Source organism: Streptomyces ficellus (genome assembly GCF_009739905.1).
In the GTDB taxonomy this organism is placed as follows: Bacteria; Actinomycetota; Actinomycetes; order Streptomycetales; family Streptomycetaceae; genus Streptomyces; species Streptomyces ficellus_A.
Map to the genome: position 1 here is coordinate 2,752,920 of NZ_CP034279.1, position 14,921 is coordinate 2,767,840.

The 14,921-nt window shown below is 72.5% G+C and carries 13 protein-coding genes; 9 read left to right on the top strand and 4 right to left on the bottom strand.

All coding sequences use genetic code 11. The features are described from left to right. Positions 1 to 268: 268 nt before the first annotated feature. Positions 269 to 2,023: an acetyl/propionyl/methylcrotonyl-CoA carboxylase subunit alpha gene (locus tag EIZ62_RS11830; protein WP_156692670.1), complete on the top strand. Its 1,755-nt coding sequence runs from the start codon at positions 269 to 271 to the stop codon at positions 2,021 to 2,023. A gap of 186 nt (positions 2,024 to 2,209) precedes the next feature. Beyond that, complete coding sequence (locus EIZ62_RS11835; protein ID WP_156696349.1) at positions 2,210 to 2,755, top strand: TetR/AcrR family transcriptional regulator; 546 nt, start codon at positions 2,210 to 2,212, stop codon at positions 2,753 to 2,755. Between the two features lie 39 nt (positions 2,756 to 2,794). Here EIZ62_RS11835 and EIZ62_RS11840 read toward each other — a convergent pair whose 3' ends face one another. Further along, positions 2,795 to 3,751 (bottom strand): DeoR/GlpR family DNA-binding transcription regulator, encoded by a 957-nt coding sequence (locus EIZ62_RS11840; RefSeq protein ID WP_156692671.1) that lies wholly within the window; start codon positions 3,749 to 3,751, stop codon positions 2,795 to 2,797. Between the two features lie 178 nt (positions 3,752 to 3,929). Further along, positions 3,930 to 5,369 (bottom strand): NAD(P)H-quinone dehydrogenase, encoded by a 1,440-nt coding sequence (locus EIZ62_RS11845; RefSeq protein ID WP_156692672.1) that lies wholly within the window; start codon positions 5,367 to 5,369, stop codon positions 3,930 to 3,932. 139 nt (positions 5,370 to 5,508) lie between these two features. Between EIZ62_RS11845 and EIZ62_RS11850 the strand changes: the two genes are divergently transcribed. The 4 genes from EIZ62_RS11850 to EIZ62_RS11865 all read left to right on the top strand — a co-directional run bounded on the left by EIZ62_RS11850 (position 5,509) and on the right by EIZ62_RS11865 (position 10,205). Further along, positions 5,509 to 5,946 carry a gamma-glutamylcyclotransferase family protein gene (locus EIZ62_RS11850; RefSeq protein ID WP_071965776.1) on the top strand — a complete coding sequence of 146 codons (438 nt, stop codon included), beginning with the start codon at positions 5,509 to 5,511 and terminating at the stop codon, positions 5,944 to 5,946. A gap of 203 nt (positions 5,947 to 6,149) precedes the next feature. Next, a complete protein-coding gene (locus EIZ62_RS11855; protein ID WP_156692673.1) occupies positions 6,150 to 6,974 on the top strand; it encodes a purine-nucleoside phosphorylase in 825 nt (274 codons plus the stop codon). 252 nt (positions 6,975 to 7,226) lie between these two features. After that, positions 7,227 to 8,864: a phospho-sugar mutase gene (locus tag EIZ62_RS11860; protein WP_156692674.1), complete on the top strand. Its 1,638-nt coding sequence runs from the start codon at positions 7,227 to 7,229 to the stop codon at positions 8,862 to 8,864. Between the two features lie 147 nt (positions 8,865 to 9,011). Continuing rightward, positions 9,012 to 10,205, top strand: coding sequence for a hypothetical protein (locus EIZ62_RS11865; RefSeq protein ID WP_156692675.1), 1,194 nt, complete (start codon positions 9,012 to 9,014; stop codon positions 10,203 to 10,205). 42 nt (positions 10,206 to 10,247) lie between these two features. Here EIZ62_RS11865 and EIZ62_RS11870 read toward each other — a convergent pair whose 3' ends face one another. Further along, positions 10,248 to 10,838 (bottom strand): PH domain-containing protein, encoded by a 591-nt coding sequence (locus EIZ62_RS11870; protein ID WP_156692676.1) that lies wholly within the window; start codon positions 10,836 to 10,838, stop codon positions 10,248 to 10,250. 341 nt (positions 10,839 to 11,179) lie between these two features. On the opposite strand from EIZ62_RS11870, the gene deoC reads away from it, so the two are divergent. Genes deoC through EIZ62_RS11885 form a run of 3 tightly spaced genes read left to right on the top strand, consistent with a single transcriptional unit; the run spans position 11,180 to position 14,464 of the window. After that, entirely contained in the window at positions 11,180 to 12,124 is a 945-nt protein-coding gene (gene deoC, locus EIZ62_RS11875) for a deoxyribose-phosphate aldolase (RefSeq protein ID WP_156692677.1), read from the top strand. A 5-nt stretch (positions 12,125 to 12,129) separates the two neighbouring features. After that, positions 12,130 to 13,563: an aldehyde dehydrogenase family protein gene (locus EIZ62_RS11880; RefSeq protein WP_156692678.1), complete on the top strand. Its 1,434-nt coding sequence runs from the start codon at positions 12,130 to 12,132 to the stop codon at positions 13,561 to 13,563. Further along, on the top strand, positions 13,556 to 14,464 hold the full coding sequence (locus EIZ62_RS11885) for an aldehyde dehydrogenase family protein (protein WP_156692679.1): 909 nt from the start codon (positions 13,556 to 13,558) through the stop codon (positions 14,462 to 14,464). Before EIZ62_RS11880 ends, EIZ62_RS11885 begins: the two co-directional genes overlap by 8 nt. A 78-nt stretch (positions 14,465 to 14,542) precedes the next feature. On the opposite strand, the gene EIZ62_RS11890 is transcribed toward EIZ62_RS11885, so the two are convergent. Next, positions 14,543 to 14,905 (bottom strand): hypothetical protein, encoded by a 363-nt coding sequence (locus tag EIZ62_RS11890; RefSeq protein WP_156692680.1) that lies wholly within the window; start codon positions 14,903 to 14,905, stop codon positions 14,543 to 14,545. Between the last annotated feature and the right edge of the window lie 16 nt (positions 14,906 to 14,921).

Genomic DNA, 14,921 nt, shown 5'->3' on the forward strand with positions numbered 1-14,921 from the left:
CTGGCAGGGCGGCAAAGAATCATTCGGCCATTCGTAGGGACTCCACAAAGAAACGGGACGGCGTGCTGGCCGGGAAGACAGAGACCTTGACCACACACCGGGGTTACTGTTCCGTCAAGAAGCCCTGCGTAACGTGGTGCGACAAGGTACTTCACGACTCCACTACGCCTCGAATCACGCTCCGTGTGGGCAAGCTCACCATTGGGGACGGGTCGAAAGGCCGTGTCGGCAGTCCCTAAACTCAGCTTGTTTCAAGGAGGGAGCCATCGTGCGCAAGGTGCTCATCGCCAACCGTGGCGAAATCGCTGTCCGTGTCGCCCGTGCTTGCCGGGACGCCGGGATCGGGAGTGTGGCGGTCTACGCCGATCCGGACCGGGATGCCCTGCATGTCCGTGTGGCCGACGAGGCGTTCGCCCTGGGCGGTGACACTCCGGCGGACAGCTATCTGGACATGGCCAAGGTGCTCCAGGCGGCCGCCGACTCGGGCGCGGACGCCGTCCACCCCGGTTACGGGTTCCTGTCGGAGAACGCCGAGTTCGCCCAGGCCGTCCTGGACGCGGGCCTGACCTGGATCGGTCCGCCCCCGCACGCCATCCGTGACCTCGGGGACAAGGTCGCCGCCCGGCACATCGCCCAGCGCGCCGGCGCCCCCCTGGTGGCCGGCACCCCCGACCCCGTCTCGGGCGCGGAAGAGGTCGTGGCGTTCGCGGAGCAGCACGGTCTGCCCATCGCGATCAAGGCCGCTTTCGGTGGCGGCGGGCGTGGCCTGAAGGTCGCCCGCACCCTGGAGGAAGTACCCGAGCTGTACGACTCCGCCGTCCGCGAGGCCGTCGCCGCGTTCGGGCGCGGTGAGTGCTTCGTCGAGCGTTACCTCGACAAGCCCCGCCACGTGGAGACCCAGTGCCTTGCGGACAAGCACGGCAACGTGGTGGTCGTCTCCACCCGTGACTGCTCGCTTCAGCGCCGCCACCAAAAGCTCGTCGAGGAGGCCCCCGCGCCGTTCCTCACCCCCGGGCAGAACGCCGAGCTGTACGCCGCGTCCAAGGCCATCCTGAAGGAGGCCGGCTACGAGGGCGCCGGGACGGTGGAGTTCCTCGTCGGCACCGACGGCACCATCTCCTTCCTGGAGGTCAACACCCGTCTGCAGGTCGAGCACCCGGTCACCGAAGAGGTCACCGGTATCGACCTGGTGCGGGAGATGTTCCGCATCGCCGACGGTGAGGAACTCGGCTACGACGACCCGCCGGTGCGCGGTCACTCCTTCGAGTTCCGTATCAACGGTGAGGACCCGGGCCGCAACTTCCTGCCCGCACCCGGCACCGTCACCGCCTTCGCCCCGCCGTCGGGCCCGGGCGTGCGGCTGGACGCGGGTGTGGAGTCCGGCAGCGTCATCGGCCCCGCCTGGGACTCCCTGCTCGCCAAGCTGATCGTCACCGGCGCCACCCGCGAGCAGGCCCTCCAGCGCGCGGCCCGGGCGCTGGCGGAGTTCCAGGTCGAGGGCATGGCCACCGCCATCCCCTTCCACCGCGCGGCCGTCGCCGACCCCGCCTTCACCGCCGACCCCTTCCGCGTCCACACCCGGTGGATCGAGACCGAGTTCGTCAACACCATCACGCCCTTCACCGCTCCCGCCGACACCGAGACGGATGAGGAGCCCGGCCGGGAGACCGTCGTCGTCGAGGTCGGCGGCAAGCGCCTGGAGGTCTCCCTCCCGTCCTCGCTCGGCATGAGCCTGGCCCGCACCGGCCTCGCCGCCGGCGCCAAACCCAAACGCCGCGCCGCCAAGAAGTCGGGTTCGGCCGCGTCGGGCGACACCCTGGCTTCCCCGATGCAGGGCACGATCGTCAAGGTCGCGGTCGAGGAGGGCCAGGAGGTCAAGGAGGGCGACCTCGTCGTCGTCCTGGAGGCGATGAAGATGGAGCAGCCGCTCAACGCCCACCGCGCCGGCACGATCAAGGGTCTGTCGGCGGAGGTCGGCGCGTCGGTGACGTCCGGCGCCGCGATCTGCGAGATCAAGGACTGACACACCTCGTCACGAGGGCCCGTCGGCATATGCCCGGCGGGCCCTCCGCCATGTCCGCGATGGCATCCTGGAAGCAGAGTGCGGAGGTATCGGGACGGCGGCGGTACGAGGGAGGACGGCGCGATGGCGACGAGTGCGGCGGCGAGCGGGACGGCGGCGGACAGGGCGCCGGGCGCCCCACGCCCCATGCGCGCCGACGCCCGGCGCAATTACGAGCGGCTGCTGGGCGAGGCCCGGGTGGCGTTCGCGGAGCACGGCACCGACGCGTCGCTGGAGGACATCGCCCGCCGGGCCGGCGTCGGGATCGGCACCCTGTACCGGCACTTCCCGAACCGGCACGCGCTGATGAACGCCGTCTTCCAGGACGCGCTCCAGAGCCTGCTGGAGCGGTCGCACGAGCTGGCCGGCTCGGGGCAGCCCTGCTCGGCGCTGGTGGAGTGGCTGCGGGCCATCGTCACGTACGCGGGCGAGTACCGGGGTCTGGCCCGCGCCCTCATGTCGGCGTCGCACGACACGAGTTCGGCCCTGTCGCAGTGCAGCACCCCGATGCGCGCCGCGGGCGAGCGGCTGCTGGTCCGCGCCCAGGAGGCGGGCGCGGTGCGGACGGACGTGTCGATCGGCGACCTGATGCAGCTCACCAACGCGATCGCCCTGGCGGCCGAACAGTCCCCGGACGACCCCGAACTGGCCGACCGCCTGCTGACCCTGACCCTGCGGGGCCTGAGGCCCTGACCCCGCCCGGCTCCCCCGGCGTCCCGGCGCCCGGGGCGTTCAGCGGCGGCGGAGGTCGGCCACCCGTGCGGCGCGCTCCGGGGGCTGGCCGTCGGCCGCGAGGCCGCGGAGCTGGGGGCCGCCCGGGTGGCGGCCGCGCTGGCCCGGGAGCGGAACGTCCCTGCGGGTCTGCCGGCCGGGCGGCGGGCCGCCCTCCGCCCCGGACGTTCCGGGCGCCGGACCGGCCACGGTGATCTGGACGCCCTGGTCGGCCAGCGCCTGGAGCTCGGTCCCGGCCCGGTCGTCGTGGACGGGCGGCTCGTCGGTGACCAGCCGGGTGATCAGGTCCGTCGGCACGGTCTGGAACATGGTGTCCGTGCCGAGCTTGGTGTGGTCGGCCAGGACGACGACCTCGGCCGCGGCCTGGACCAGCGCCCGGTCGACGCTCGCCGACAGCATGTTGGACGTGGACAGCCCGCGCTCGGCGGTCAGCCCGCTGCCGGACAGGAACGCCCGGGAGACGCGCAGCCCCTGGAGGGACTGCTCCGCCCCGCTGCCCACCAGCGCGTAGTTGGAGCCGCGCAGGGTGCCGCCGGTCATGACGACCTCCACCCGGTTGGCGTGGGCGAGCGCCTGGGCGACGAGCAGCGAGTTGGTGACGACGGTCAGCCCGGGTACGCGGGCCAGCCGGCGGGCCAGCTCCTGCGTGGTCGTACCCGCCCCGACCACGATGGCCTCGCCCTCCTCCACGAGACCGGCGGCCACGTCGGCGATGGCCGTCTTCTCGGCGGTCGCGAGATGGGATTTCTGCGGGAAGCCGGACTCTCGCGTAAAACCGCCCGGCAGCACCGCACCGCCGTGCCGGCGGTCGAGGAGTCCTTCTGCCTCCAGGGCCCGCACGTCACGCCGTACGGTCACTTCGGAGGTCTGGACGACGCGGGCGAGCTCCCGGAGCGATACCGCCCCGTTGGCGCGCACCATTTCAAGGATCAACTGACGACGTTCTGCAGCGAACACGAAACTGACAGTAACCCCAGCGACCGTTTCTTTGCAGCGGTATGCGCCTATTAAGGGAAGTTGCGAACAGACGGGCCCGCCAAGTGGTATAGGCGGGCCCGTCCGGGAACGTTCCTTGACTGATCGATGTCCCGACTTGCCGGGGGTTGCCGGGTGTTGTCCACCCGTACCGGGCGCGTCAGGCCTCGCCGGTGGTCTTCCGGGTGTGCAACTGCCTGGCCACCTCGGCGATCGAGCCCGACAGGGACGGGTACACGGTGAAGGCGTTTGCGATCTGTTCGACCGTCAGGTTGTTGTCGACCGCGATCGAGATGGGGTGGATCAGCTCGCTGGCCCGGGGCGCGACGACACAGCCGCCGACCACGATGCCGGTGCCCGGACGGCAGAAGATCTTGACGAAGCCGTCCCGGATGCCCTGCATCTTGGCGCGCGGGTTGCGCAGCAGCGGCAGCTTCACACAGCGCGCGTCGATCTTGCCCGCGTCGACGTCCGCCTGCGTGTAGCCGACCGTGGCGATCTCGGGGTCCGTGAAGACGTTCGAGGAGACCGTCTTCAGATTGAGCGGCGTCACCGCGTCGCCGAGGAAGTGGTACATCGCGATCCGCCCCTGCATGGCGGCGACCGAGGCGAGCGCGAAGATCCCGGTCACGTCGCCCGCCGCGTACACGCCCGGCGCCGAGGTGCGCGAGACCTTGTCGGTCCAGACGTGGCCGGAGTCCTTGAGCCGTACGCCCGCCTCCTCCAGGCCCATCCCGGCGGTGTTCGGGATCGCGCCGACCGCCATCAGGCAGTGCGTACCGGAGATGACCCGCCCGTCGGCGAGCGTCACCTCCACGCGGTCCCCGACGCGCTTGGCGGACTGGGCGCGGGAGCGCGCCATGACGTTCATGCCACGGCGCCGGAAGACGTCCTCCAGCACGGCCGCCGCGTCCGGGTCCTCGCCCGGCAGCACGCGGTCGCGCGACGAGACCAGGGTGACCCGGGAGCCGAGCGCCTGGTAGGCGCCGGCGAACTCGGCACCGGTCACACCCGAACCGACCACGATGAGCTCCTCGGGGAGCTCCTCCAGGTCGTACACCTGCGTCCAGTTGAGGATGCGCTCGCCGTCCGGGAGGGCGTCGGGGATCTCGCGCGGGTGGCCGCCTGTCGCGATCAGCACCGCGTCGGCGGTGAGCGTCTCCTCGCTGCCGTCGGCGGCGGTGACGATCACCTGGCGGGAGCCGTCCGTCGCCTGGCGCCCGTCGAGCCGGCCCCGGCCGCGCAGCACGCGCGCGCCCGCACGCGTGACGGAGGCCGTGATGTCGTGCGACTGGGCGAGCGCCAGCCGCTTCACGCGCCGGTTGACCTTGCCGAGGTCGACGCCGACGATCCGGGCCGCCTGGTCGATGTGCGGGGTGTCGTCCGCGACGATGATGCCGAGCTCCTCGTGGGAGGAGTCGAAGGTGGTCATCACCTCGGCCGTGGCGATGAGGGTCTTCGAGGGGACGCAGTCGGTCAGGACGGACGCTCCGCCGAGGCCGTCGGTGTCGACGACGGTCACCTCCGCGCCGAGCTGGGCGCCCACCAGGGCCGCCTCGTATCCGCCGGGTCCGCCACCGATGATCACGATCCGGGTCACAGGGGTTACGCCTCGCGCTCTCGTCACGGCAGGGGTGCAAGTACGTACCCCATTGTCCCGCACGGCTCCGGGTGCTTCCCCCCGGGGCCCTCCATCCGGAAACAGCGCTCACCCCCAGCCCTCCCGTACCCTCGGTCCCATGTCGCTCTACGCCGCGTACGCCGGCAACCTCGACGCGCGGCTGATGACCCGCCGCGCCCCGCATTCCCCGCTGCGCGGTACGGGCTGGCTCAACGGCTGGCGGCTGACGTTCGGCGGCGAGCAGATGGGCTGGGAGGGCGCCCTGGCCACGATCGTGGAGGCGCCGCGCTCCCAGGTGTTCGTCGCCCTGTACGACATCGCCCCCATGGACGAGGACTCCATGGACCGCTGGGAGGGCGTCGGCCTGGACATCTACCGCCGCATGCGGGTGCGCGTGCACACCCTGGACGGCGAGGAACCCGCCTGGGTGTACGTCCTCAACGGCTACGAGGGCGGCCTGCCCTCCGCACGCTACCTGGGCGAGATCGCGGACGCGGCGGAGTCGGCGGGCGCCCCGCACGACTACGTGATGGAGCTGCGCAAGCGCCCCTGCTGAACCCCGCGGGCGGCCCCCTTCCCGGGCCCTTGTCGGAAACGACAAGGCAACGATCCCCGGTCCGTGGGCTTCGTCATCTACGCGCGTAGGCAATCTCGGGCTACGCTCTTGTGCGTACTGCATTTTTTCCGGGGCCGGCCCCCGGACCCCCGGTCCACGGACACGGCCCGGGGCGACTGTTACTTCGCGAGGCGAGAGACTCTGTGAACGCAACTGCCACCCCGGACCACCTCCAGGGCGACCCCTACGCCGCCGCCGCCGACGCCGCCGCGCGCCTGCGCGAGCTGACCGGCGCCGAGACCCACGACGTCGCCCTGGTCATGGGCTCCGGCTGGGCGCCGGCCGTCGACGCCCTCGGTGCCCCCGACGCCGAGTTCCCGGTCACCGAGCTCCCCGGCTTCCCCCCGCCGGTCGTCGAGGGCCACGGCGGCAAGATCCGCTCGTACAGCATCGGCGACAAGCGCGCGCTGGTCTTCCTCGGCCGTACGCACTACTACGAGGGCCGCGGCGTCGCCGCCGTCGCCCACGGTGTGCGCACCGCCGTCGCCGCGGGCTGCAAGACGGTCGTGCTGACCAACGGCTGCGGCGGCCTGCGCGAGGGCATGCGCCCCGGCCAGCCGGTCCTGATCAGCGACCACCTCAACCTGACGGCCGCCTCGCCGATCGTCGGTGCGAACTTCGTGGACCTCACCGACCTGTACTCGCCGCGCCTGCGCGCGCTGTGCAAGGAGGTCGACGAGACCCTCGAGGAGGGCGTGTACGTCCAGTTCCCCGGCCCGCACTACGAGACCCCGGCCGAGATCAACATGGTCCGCGTCCTCGGCGGCGACCTGGTCGGCATGTCGACCGTCCTCGAGGCCATCGCGGCCCGTGAGGCGGGCGCGGAGGTCCTCGGCATCTCCCTGGTCACCAACCTCGCGGCGGGGCTCTCGGGCGAGCCGCTGAACCACGAGGAGGTCCTCCAGGCGGGCCGCGACTCCGCCGCGCGCATGGGCGAGCTGCTGACGCGGGTGCTGTCCCGCATCTGACGGCACCCGGGCGTGTCCCGGCTCGCACCGGTGGCCCGTCCGGGCACGGTGGGCGTCGGGGCCACTCCGGGCGGGCCGGGTCTGGGGTGCTTCCCACCCGCGTGAGGGTGACGGGGTCGCAGGCGGGGGGTGCTCGGACGTAAGACGAGCGAAGCGAGAGTCCGAGCACCCCCGGCCGGAGGCCCTGGCGCCCGCCACCGCACCACCGGCGCTCGCCATGCTCCACCAACGACTTCCAGGAAGGCAGACACCGTGCAGAACCTCATCGCGCAGGCGGAGGCGTGGCTCGCCGAGGACCCGGACCGCGAGACGCGCGACGAGCTCGCGGCGCTCATCGAGGCGCGGGACCTCGACGAGCTGGCCGTCCGGTTCGGCGGCACGCTCCAGTTCGGCACCGCCGGGCTGCGCGGCGAGCTGGGGGCCGGGCCGATGCGGATGAACCGGTCCGTGGTCATCCGGGCGGCCGCCGGGCTCGCCGCGTACCTCAAGGACGAGGGTCACGCCGGTGGCCTCGTCGTCATCGGGTACGACGCCCGCTACAAGTCGGCCGACTTCGCCCGCGACACCGCCGCCGTGATGGTCGGCGCCGGGCTGCGCGCCGCGATCCTGCCGCGCCCGCTGCCGACGCCCGTCCTGGCGTACGCCATAAGGCACCTGGGCGCCGTCGCCGGTGTGGAGGTGACCGCGAGCCACAATCCGCCGCGTGACAACGGCTACAAGGTGTACCTGGGCGACGGCTCGCAGATCGTGCCGCCCGCCGACACCGGGATCGCCGCGGAGATCGCCGCGATCACGAGCCTGAACGACGTGCCGCGTGCCGAGGACGGCTGGGAGACCCTCGGGGACGAGGTTCTGGAGGCCTATCTGGCGCGTACGGACGCCGTGCTGACCGCCGGGTCCCCGCGGACCGCGAACGTCGTCTACACGGCCATGCACGGCGTCGGCAAGGACGTCGTCCTCGCGGCCTGGGAGCGCGCCGGGTTCCCCGCGCCGGTCCTGGTGGCGGAGCAGGCGGAGCCGGACCCGGCGTTCCCGACGGTGGCGTTCCCCAACCCGGAGGAGCCGGGCGCGATGGACCTGGCCTTCGCCAGGGCGCGTGAGGTCCGGCCGGACATCGTCATCGCCAACGACCCGGACGCCGACCGCTGCGCCGTCGCCGTCCCGCACGAGGGCGACTGGCGCATGCTGCGCGGAGACGAGGTCGGCGCGCTGCTCGCCGCCCACCTGGTCCGCAAGGGCGTCACCGGCACGTTCGCCGAGTCGATCGTGTCGTCCAGCCTGCTGGGCCGGATCGCGGACGCGGCGGGGCTGCCGTACGAGGAGACGCTGACCGGCTTCAAGTGGATCGCCCGCGTCGAGGGCCTGGCCTACGGGTACGAGGAGGCGCTCGGCTACTGCGTCGACCCGGGCGGGGTGCGCGACAAGGACGGCATCACGGCCGCGCTGCTGGTGGCCGAGCTGGCCTCGGAGCTGAAGGAGGAGGGCCGTACGCTCTCCGACCTGCTGGACGACCTGGCGGTCGCGCACGGCCTGCACGCCACGGACCAGCTGTCGGTCCGCGTGGAGGACCTGACCGTCATCGCGAACGCCATGAGCCGCCTGCGCGAGCAGCCGCCGGCCGCGCTGGCCGGGCTGGAGGTGACGTCGGCCGAAGACCTCACCAAGGGGACCGACAAGCTGCCGCCGACGGACGGCCTGCGGTACCACCTGGGCGGCGCGTTCACCGCGCGGGTCATCGTCCGTCCCAGTGGCACCGAGCCCAAGTTGAAGTGCTACCTGGAGGTCGTGGTCCCGGTCTCCGGCGCCGCCGAGCTGGCCGCTGCCCGTGCGAAGGGCGACGAGGTCCTGGCCGCGATCAAGCGGGACCTGGCGGCGGCCGCCGGCATCTAGAGGGCCGCCGGCTTCCGGGCGGCGCCACCCGCGCACGCACCCGTTCGGGTGGTTCTCGCCGGGTGCTTGACGCAGGGTCCCGGTACGCGGAGGGGTCACCGAGCAGGGTGACCCCCGGTACCGAAGCCGAGCCCCTGGAGCGCCACCGTGCCGCCGTCGGTGATCACCCCGCGCCCGACCGTCCCCGCGTCGCGCCGGCCCCCGTCCCCGGCGGGCGGGGGCGGCGTACGGGCCAGGACCGCCCGTTCGCTGCGGTACGCCGCTCCGGCGCTGCTCGGGTACCTGGCGGTCCGGCTCCTCGGGCTGCTGGTCCTGGCGCGCTGGGCGCACCTGAAGCACCACGGAGTGTGGCCGGTGCTGGCCTCCTCCTGGGACTCGAACTGGTACCTGGGCATCGCCGACCACGGCTACCAGGACCGTCTCGGCACCGCCTACGACTCCAACAACCTGGCGTTCTTCCCGCTCTACCCGGTGCTGATCAAGGCGGTCGCGGGCGTCACGCCCGGCTCGCGCGCGTCGGTGGCGCTCGCCCTGGCGGTGGTCTTCTCGCTGGCCGCCGCGTGGGGCGTCTTCGCGGTCGGCGACCGGCTGTACGGGCGCCGGGCGGGCACGGTGCTGACGGTGCTGTGGGGTGCGCTGCCGGTCGGGGTCGTGCAGTGGATGGCGTACACGGAGTCGCTGTTCACGGCGCTCGCCGCGTGGGCGCTGTACGCGGTGCTGACCGGCCGCTGGTACGCGGCGGCCGCCCTGACCGTGCTGGCCGGGCTGGCCCGCCCGACCGGGATCGCCCTGGCGGTGGCCGTGGCGGTGGCCGGTCTCGCGGCGGCGGCCCGCACGCGCGCGTGGCCGCCGTTCACCGCGGCGGTGACCGCCCCGCTCGGCTGGCTGGGATTCGTGGCGTGGGTGGGGGCCCGGGTGGGCCGCTGGGACGGCTACTTCGCCGTGCAGCGGCTGTGGCGCAACACCTGGGACGGGGGCGCGGACACCCTCAGGGAGATGCGCGAGCTGCTGGCGTACGACCGGACGCCCCAGCTGTTCCTGGTGGCCGTGTCGGCGGTGCTGGTGGCCTCGGTGGCCCTGTACGCGCTGTGCCTGGCCGACCGGCAGCCGCTGCCGCTGCTGGTCTTCTGCGGGGTGCTGCTGCTGGTGGTCCTGGGCAGCGGCGGGGTGTACTTCCCGCGCGCCCGCTTCCTGCTGCCCGCCTTTCCGCTCCTGCTGCCGCTCGCGGTGGCGGTCGGCCGGGCGCGGCTGCCCGTGGCGGGGCTGGTGCTGGGCGGGGCGGTGCTGTCGTCGGCGTGGCTGGGCGGCTACATGCTGCTGGTGTGGCCGGGGCCGCCGTGAGCACGCGTACCGCGGCCGGAACTCGTCGCGCCGGACGCGCCCTCAGACGGCCAGGAGGACCACGAGCAGGGCCAGACCGGTGACCGCGGGGGCGATGATCTCGAAGGCCCAGCGGACGTGCGGGTCGCCCTGCGCGGTGGGCCGTGACGCTCCCCGCTCGGCCAGCTCGCGCAGGTCGGCGACGGTCTGGTCGGCACCGGCGCCCGCGGCGGCGTCGGGTCCTGCGCCGGCCGCCGCGCGGTCCTGGCGGCGCGTCGCCTTCTTCCGCTCCCGCAGCGAGACGGGCACGGCCCACAGCTGGTAGACGGTGCCGGCGCGGGTGATGACCTCGCTGGAGTACCCGGCGCGGACGTCCGCGACCGCCGCCCAGGGCAGGGTGATGGTGCGGAAGGGGTTGCGTACGCGCAGCCGGTCGTCGCCCGCGTACACCACGGGCCGGAAGGTGAACGCGACGATCAGCGGCACCACGAGCAGCAGGCCCGCGGCGGCGATCCAGCGCACCCGGCCTTCGCCGGTCACCAGGGCGTCGCCACCGATCCAGGCGGCGAAGCCGATCAGCAGGAGCCCGCCCACGATGCCCGCGGTCGAGCGGAAGGACCGGTCGGCGTACTGGGGCTCTCGGGGCGTCGTCATGCGGCCGATTCTGCCTCACGGCCCGGGGTCCGACACGGGGAGACCGGCGCCCTCCGCGTCACCGCCGGGCCGCGGGCTGCCGGGAACGGGTGCGGCGGGCCGCCGCGAGGGGTGTGCGCGGCGGCCCGCCGGGTGTCGTGCCCGCTCGGGTCGGTCTCGGGTCGGTGAGGTGGGGCGGGCTGCGCGGTCCACGTTATGGATCGTGTGTGGGGGAGCCGTCCGTTCCGTGTCACATGCCCGTGACGGACCTCACGCCACCGTGGCCACCAGCGGTTTTCCACAGGCTTGCGATCCGGGGCTGTACAGGCAGCTACGCGCGTAGATATGCTCAAGTGGTGACCATGCCCTCTGTATCCGCATTCGCTGACGTGACCGCGTCCGACAGCACACTGCGCCGCTTCCTCCACGGGCTGCCCGGCGTCGACGCCGTCGGCCTGGAAGCGCGCGCCGCGTCGCTCGGTACGCGCTCGATCAAGACCACGGCCAAGGCGTACGCCATCGACCTGGCCATCTCGATGATCGACCTGACGACGCTCGAAGGCGCGGACACCCCGGGCAAGGTCCGGGCGCTCGCCGCCAAGGCCGTCAACCCCGATCCGACCGACCGCACGACGCCGCGCACCGCCGCCGTCTGCGTCTACCCCGACATGGTGGCCACCGCCAAGGCGGGCCTCGCGGGGACGGACGTGAAGGTCGCCTCCGTCGCGACCGCCTTCCCGGCCGGCCGCGCCGCCCTCGACGTGAAGCTCGCCGACACCCGTGACGCGGTGGCCGCCGGGGCCGACGAGATCGACATGGTGATCGACCGCGGGGCGTTCCTCGCGGGTGACTACCTGAAGGTGTACGAGGAGATCCGCGCCGTGAAGGAGGCCTCGGGCGACGCGCGCCTGAAGGTCATCTTCGAGACCGGCGAGCTGTCCACGTACGACAACATCCGCCGCGCCTCCTGGCTCGGCATGATCGCCGGCGCGGACTTCATCAAGACCTCCACCGGCAAGGTCGGCGTCAACGCCACGCCGCCGAACACCCTGCTCATGCTGGAGGCGGTGCGCGACTTCCGCGCGCAGACCGGGGTGCAGGTCGGGGTGAAGCCCGCGGGCGGCATCCGGACCACCAAGGACGCCATCAAGTTCCTGGTCCTGGTCAACGAGACCGTCGGCGAGGACTGGCTGGACAACCACTGGTTCCGGTTCGGCGCGTCGAGCCTGCTCAACGACCTGCTGATGCAGCGTCAGAAGCTGGCCACCGGACGTTACTCCGGTCCCGACTACGTGACGGTGGACTGATCACGATGACTAAGTTCGAGTACGCACCCGCCCCCGAGTCCCGCTCGGTCGTCGACATCGCGCCGTCCTACGGCCTGTTCATCGACGGCGAGTTCACCGAGGCCGCGGACGGCAAGGTCTTCAAGACCATCTCCCCCGCCTCCGAGGAGGTCCTCTCCGAGATCGCCCAGGCCGGGGCCGAGGACGTGGACCGGGCCGTGAAGGCCGCCCGCAAGGCGTTCGCCTCGTGGTCGGCGCTGCCCGGCGCCGAGCGCGCCAAGTACCTGTTCCGCATCGCGCGGATCATCCAGGAGCGCAGCCGTGAGCTGGCCGTCCTGGAGACCCTGGACAACGGCAAGCCGATCAGGGAGACCCGCGACGCGGACCTCCCGCTGGTCGCCGCGCACTTCTTCTACTACGCGGGCTGGGCGGACAAGCTCGACCACGCCGGCTACGGCGCGAACCCGCGCCCGCTGGGCGTGGCCGGCCAGGTCATCCCGTGGAACTTCCCGCTGCTGATGCTCGCGTGGAAGATCGCCCCGGCGCTCGCCACCGGCAACACGGTGGTCCTCAAGCCCGCCGAGACCACCCCGCTGTCCGCGCTGTTCTTCGCGGACATCTGCCGCCAGGCGGGCCTGCCGAAGGGTGTCGTGAACATCCTCCCCGGGTACGGGGACGCCGGCGCCGCGCTGGTCGAGCACCCGGACGTGAACAAGGTCGCCTTCACCGGCTCCACCGCCGTCGGCAAGGCCATCGCCCGCCAGGTCGCCGGGACGACAAAGAAGGTCACCCTCGAACTGGGCGGCAAGGGCGCCAACATCGTCTTCGACGACGCGCCCATCGACCAGGCCGTCGAGGGCATCGTCACCGGCATCTTCTTCAACCAGGGCCAGGTCTGCTGCGCGGGCTCCCGCCTCCTGGTGCAGGAGTCGGTCCAGGACGAGCTGATGGACGCCCTGAAGCGCCGCCTGTCGACGCTGCGCCTGGGCGACCCGCTGGACAAGAACACCGACATCGGCGCCATCAACTCCGCCGAGCAGCTGGCCCGCATCAAGGCGCTGGCCGAGACGGGCGAGGCCGAGGGCGCCGAGCGCTGGTCCCCGGCGTGCGAGATCCCGACGTCCGGCTTCTGGTTCGCCCCGACGCTGTTCACGGGCGTCACCCAGGCGCACACCATCGCCCGCGACGAGATCTTCGGCCCGGTCCTGTCGGTGCTGACGTTCCGTACGCCGGACGAGGCCGTCGCCAAGGCCAACAACACCCAGTACGGCCTGTCCGCCGGCATCTGGACGGAGAAGGGCTCCCGCATCCTCGCGGTGGCGAACAAGCTCCGCGCGGGCGTCGTGTGGGCCAACACGTTCAACAAGTTCGACCCGACCTCGCCCTTCGGCGGCTACAAGGAGTCGGGCTTCGGCCGCGAGGGCGGCCGCCACGGCCTGGAGGCGTACCTCGATGTCTGACAAGACAGAACACAACCGTCTGAGCGTCTTCAAGACCTACAAGCTGTACGTCGGGGGCAAGTTCCCCCGCAGCGAGAGCGGCCGGGTGTACGAAGTGCAGGACCACAAGGGCAAGTGGCTGGCCAACGCGCCGCTCTCCTCCCGCAAGGACGCCCGTGACGCGGTCGTCGCGGCGCGCAAGGCGTTCGGCGGCTGGTCCGGCGCGACCGCGTACAACCGCGGCCAGGTCCTCTACCGCGTCGCCGAGATGCTGGAGGGACGCAAGGGCCAGTTCGTGCACGAGGTGGCGCACGCGGAGGGGCTGTCCAAGTCCAGGGCGGCCGAGGTCGTCGAGGCGGCCGTCGACCGCTGGGTCTGGTACGCGGGCTGGACCGACAAGATCGGCCAGGTCGTGGGCGGGGCGAACCCGGTCGCGGGCCCGTTCTTCAACCTGTCCACTCCCGAGCCGACCGGCGTGGTCGCGGTCGTCGCGCCCCGCGAGTCGTCGTTCCTCGGCCTGGTGTCCGTCGTCGCCCCGGTGATCGCCACCGGCAACACGGCGATCGTCGTCGCCTCCGAGAAGGCGCCGCTCCCGGCGCTGTCCCTGGGTGAGGTGCTGGCCACCTCCGACCTGCCGGGCGGGGTCGTCAACGTCCTGTCGGGCAGGGCGGCCGAGATCGCCGCGCCGCTCGCCGCGCACCAGGACGTCAACGCCATCGACCTGACGGGCGCCGACGCCGGGCTGGCCCGCGAGCTGGAGATCGCCGCCGCGGACAACCTCAAGCGCGTCCTGCGCCCGGCGGCCGTGGACGGCGAGGACTTCACCGCCGACCCGGGCACGCACCGGCTGACCGCGTTCCTGGAGACCAAGACCGTCTGGCACCCCACCGGCTCCCTGGGTGCCTCCGGGTCCTCGTACTGACCGGGACCCCCGTGAGCGAACGGCTCCGTCTCCCCTCCGTCCGGGGGAGGCGGAGCCGTTCTCCGTGCGGGGCCCCTCTTAGCCCGGGACGACGCCACCCAGCAGCGGTCCGGCGACCGGCAGGTTCGGGGCGCTCGTCAACGAGCCGGTCAGCATCGTCGTGTCGACCGGGCGGAAGTCGCTGACCTGCGTTCCGACACCGTTGTTGAGCGGGTCCACGCCCGTCTGCGCGAGCGGGTTCACCTTCAGGTTCTTCGCCACGCCCGTCACGTGCGGGACCGCGCCCATCGTCCCCTCCAGGGCCGCCTGGGGGTCCGTCTGGGGCAGCTGGGGCACCTGCGGCGGCTGGACCACGGCGTGCGCGGCGCCCCCGGTGACCCCGAGCGCGGCGCCCAGCGCCGAGACGGTGAGCCCGGCCTTCAGCAAGGTTTGACGTGTCATGGAAGCTCCTGCCACC

Excerpts from the sequence above, each read along its gene's own strand:
- EIZ62_RS11890 (WP_156692680.1), bottom strand. The coding sequence starts at position 14,905 with ATGACACGTCAAACCTTGCTGAAGGCCGGGCTCACCGTCTCGGCGCTG.
- EIZ62_RS11885 (WP_156692679.1), top strand. The coding sequence starts at position 13,556 with ATGTCTGACAAGACAGAACACAACCGTCTGAGCGTCTTCAAGACCTAC.
- EIZ62_RS11835 (WP_156696349.1), top strand. The coding sequence starts at position 2,210 with ATGCGCGCCGACGCCCGGCGCAATTACGAGCGGCTGCTGGGCGAGGCC.
- deoC (WP_156692677.1), top strand. The coding sequence starts at position 11,180 with ATGCCCTCTGTATCCGCATTCGCTGACGTGACCGCGTCCGACAGCACA.
- EIZ62_RS11850 (WP_071965776.1), top strand. The coding sequence starts at position 5,509 with ATGTCGCTCTACGCCGCGTACGCCGGCAACCTCGACGCGCGGCTGATG.
- EIZ62_RS11870 (WP_156692676.1), bottom strand. The coding sequence starts at position 10,838 with ATGACGACGCCCCGAGAGCCCCAGTACGCCGACCGGTCCTTCCGCTCG.
- EIZ62_RS11880 (WP_156692678.1), top strand. The coding sequence starts at position 12,130 with ATGACTAAGTTCGAGTACGCACCCGCCCCCGAGTCCCGCTCGGTCGTC.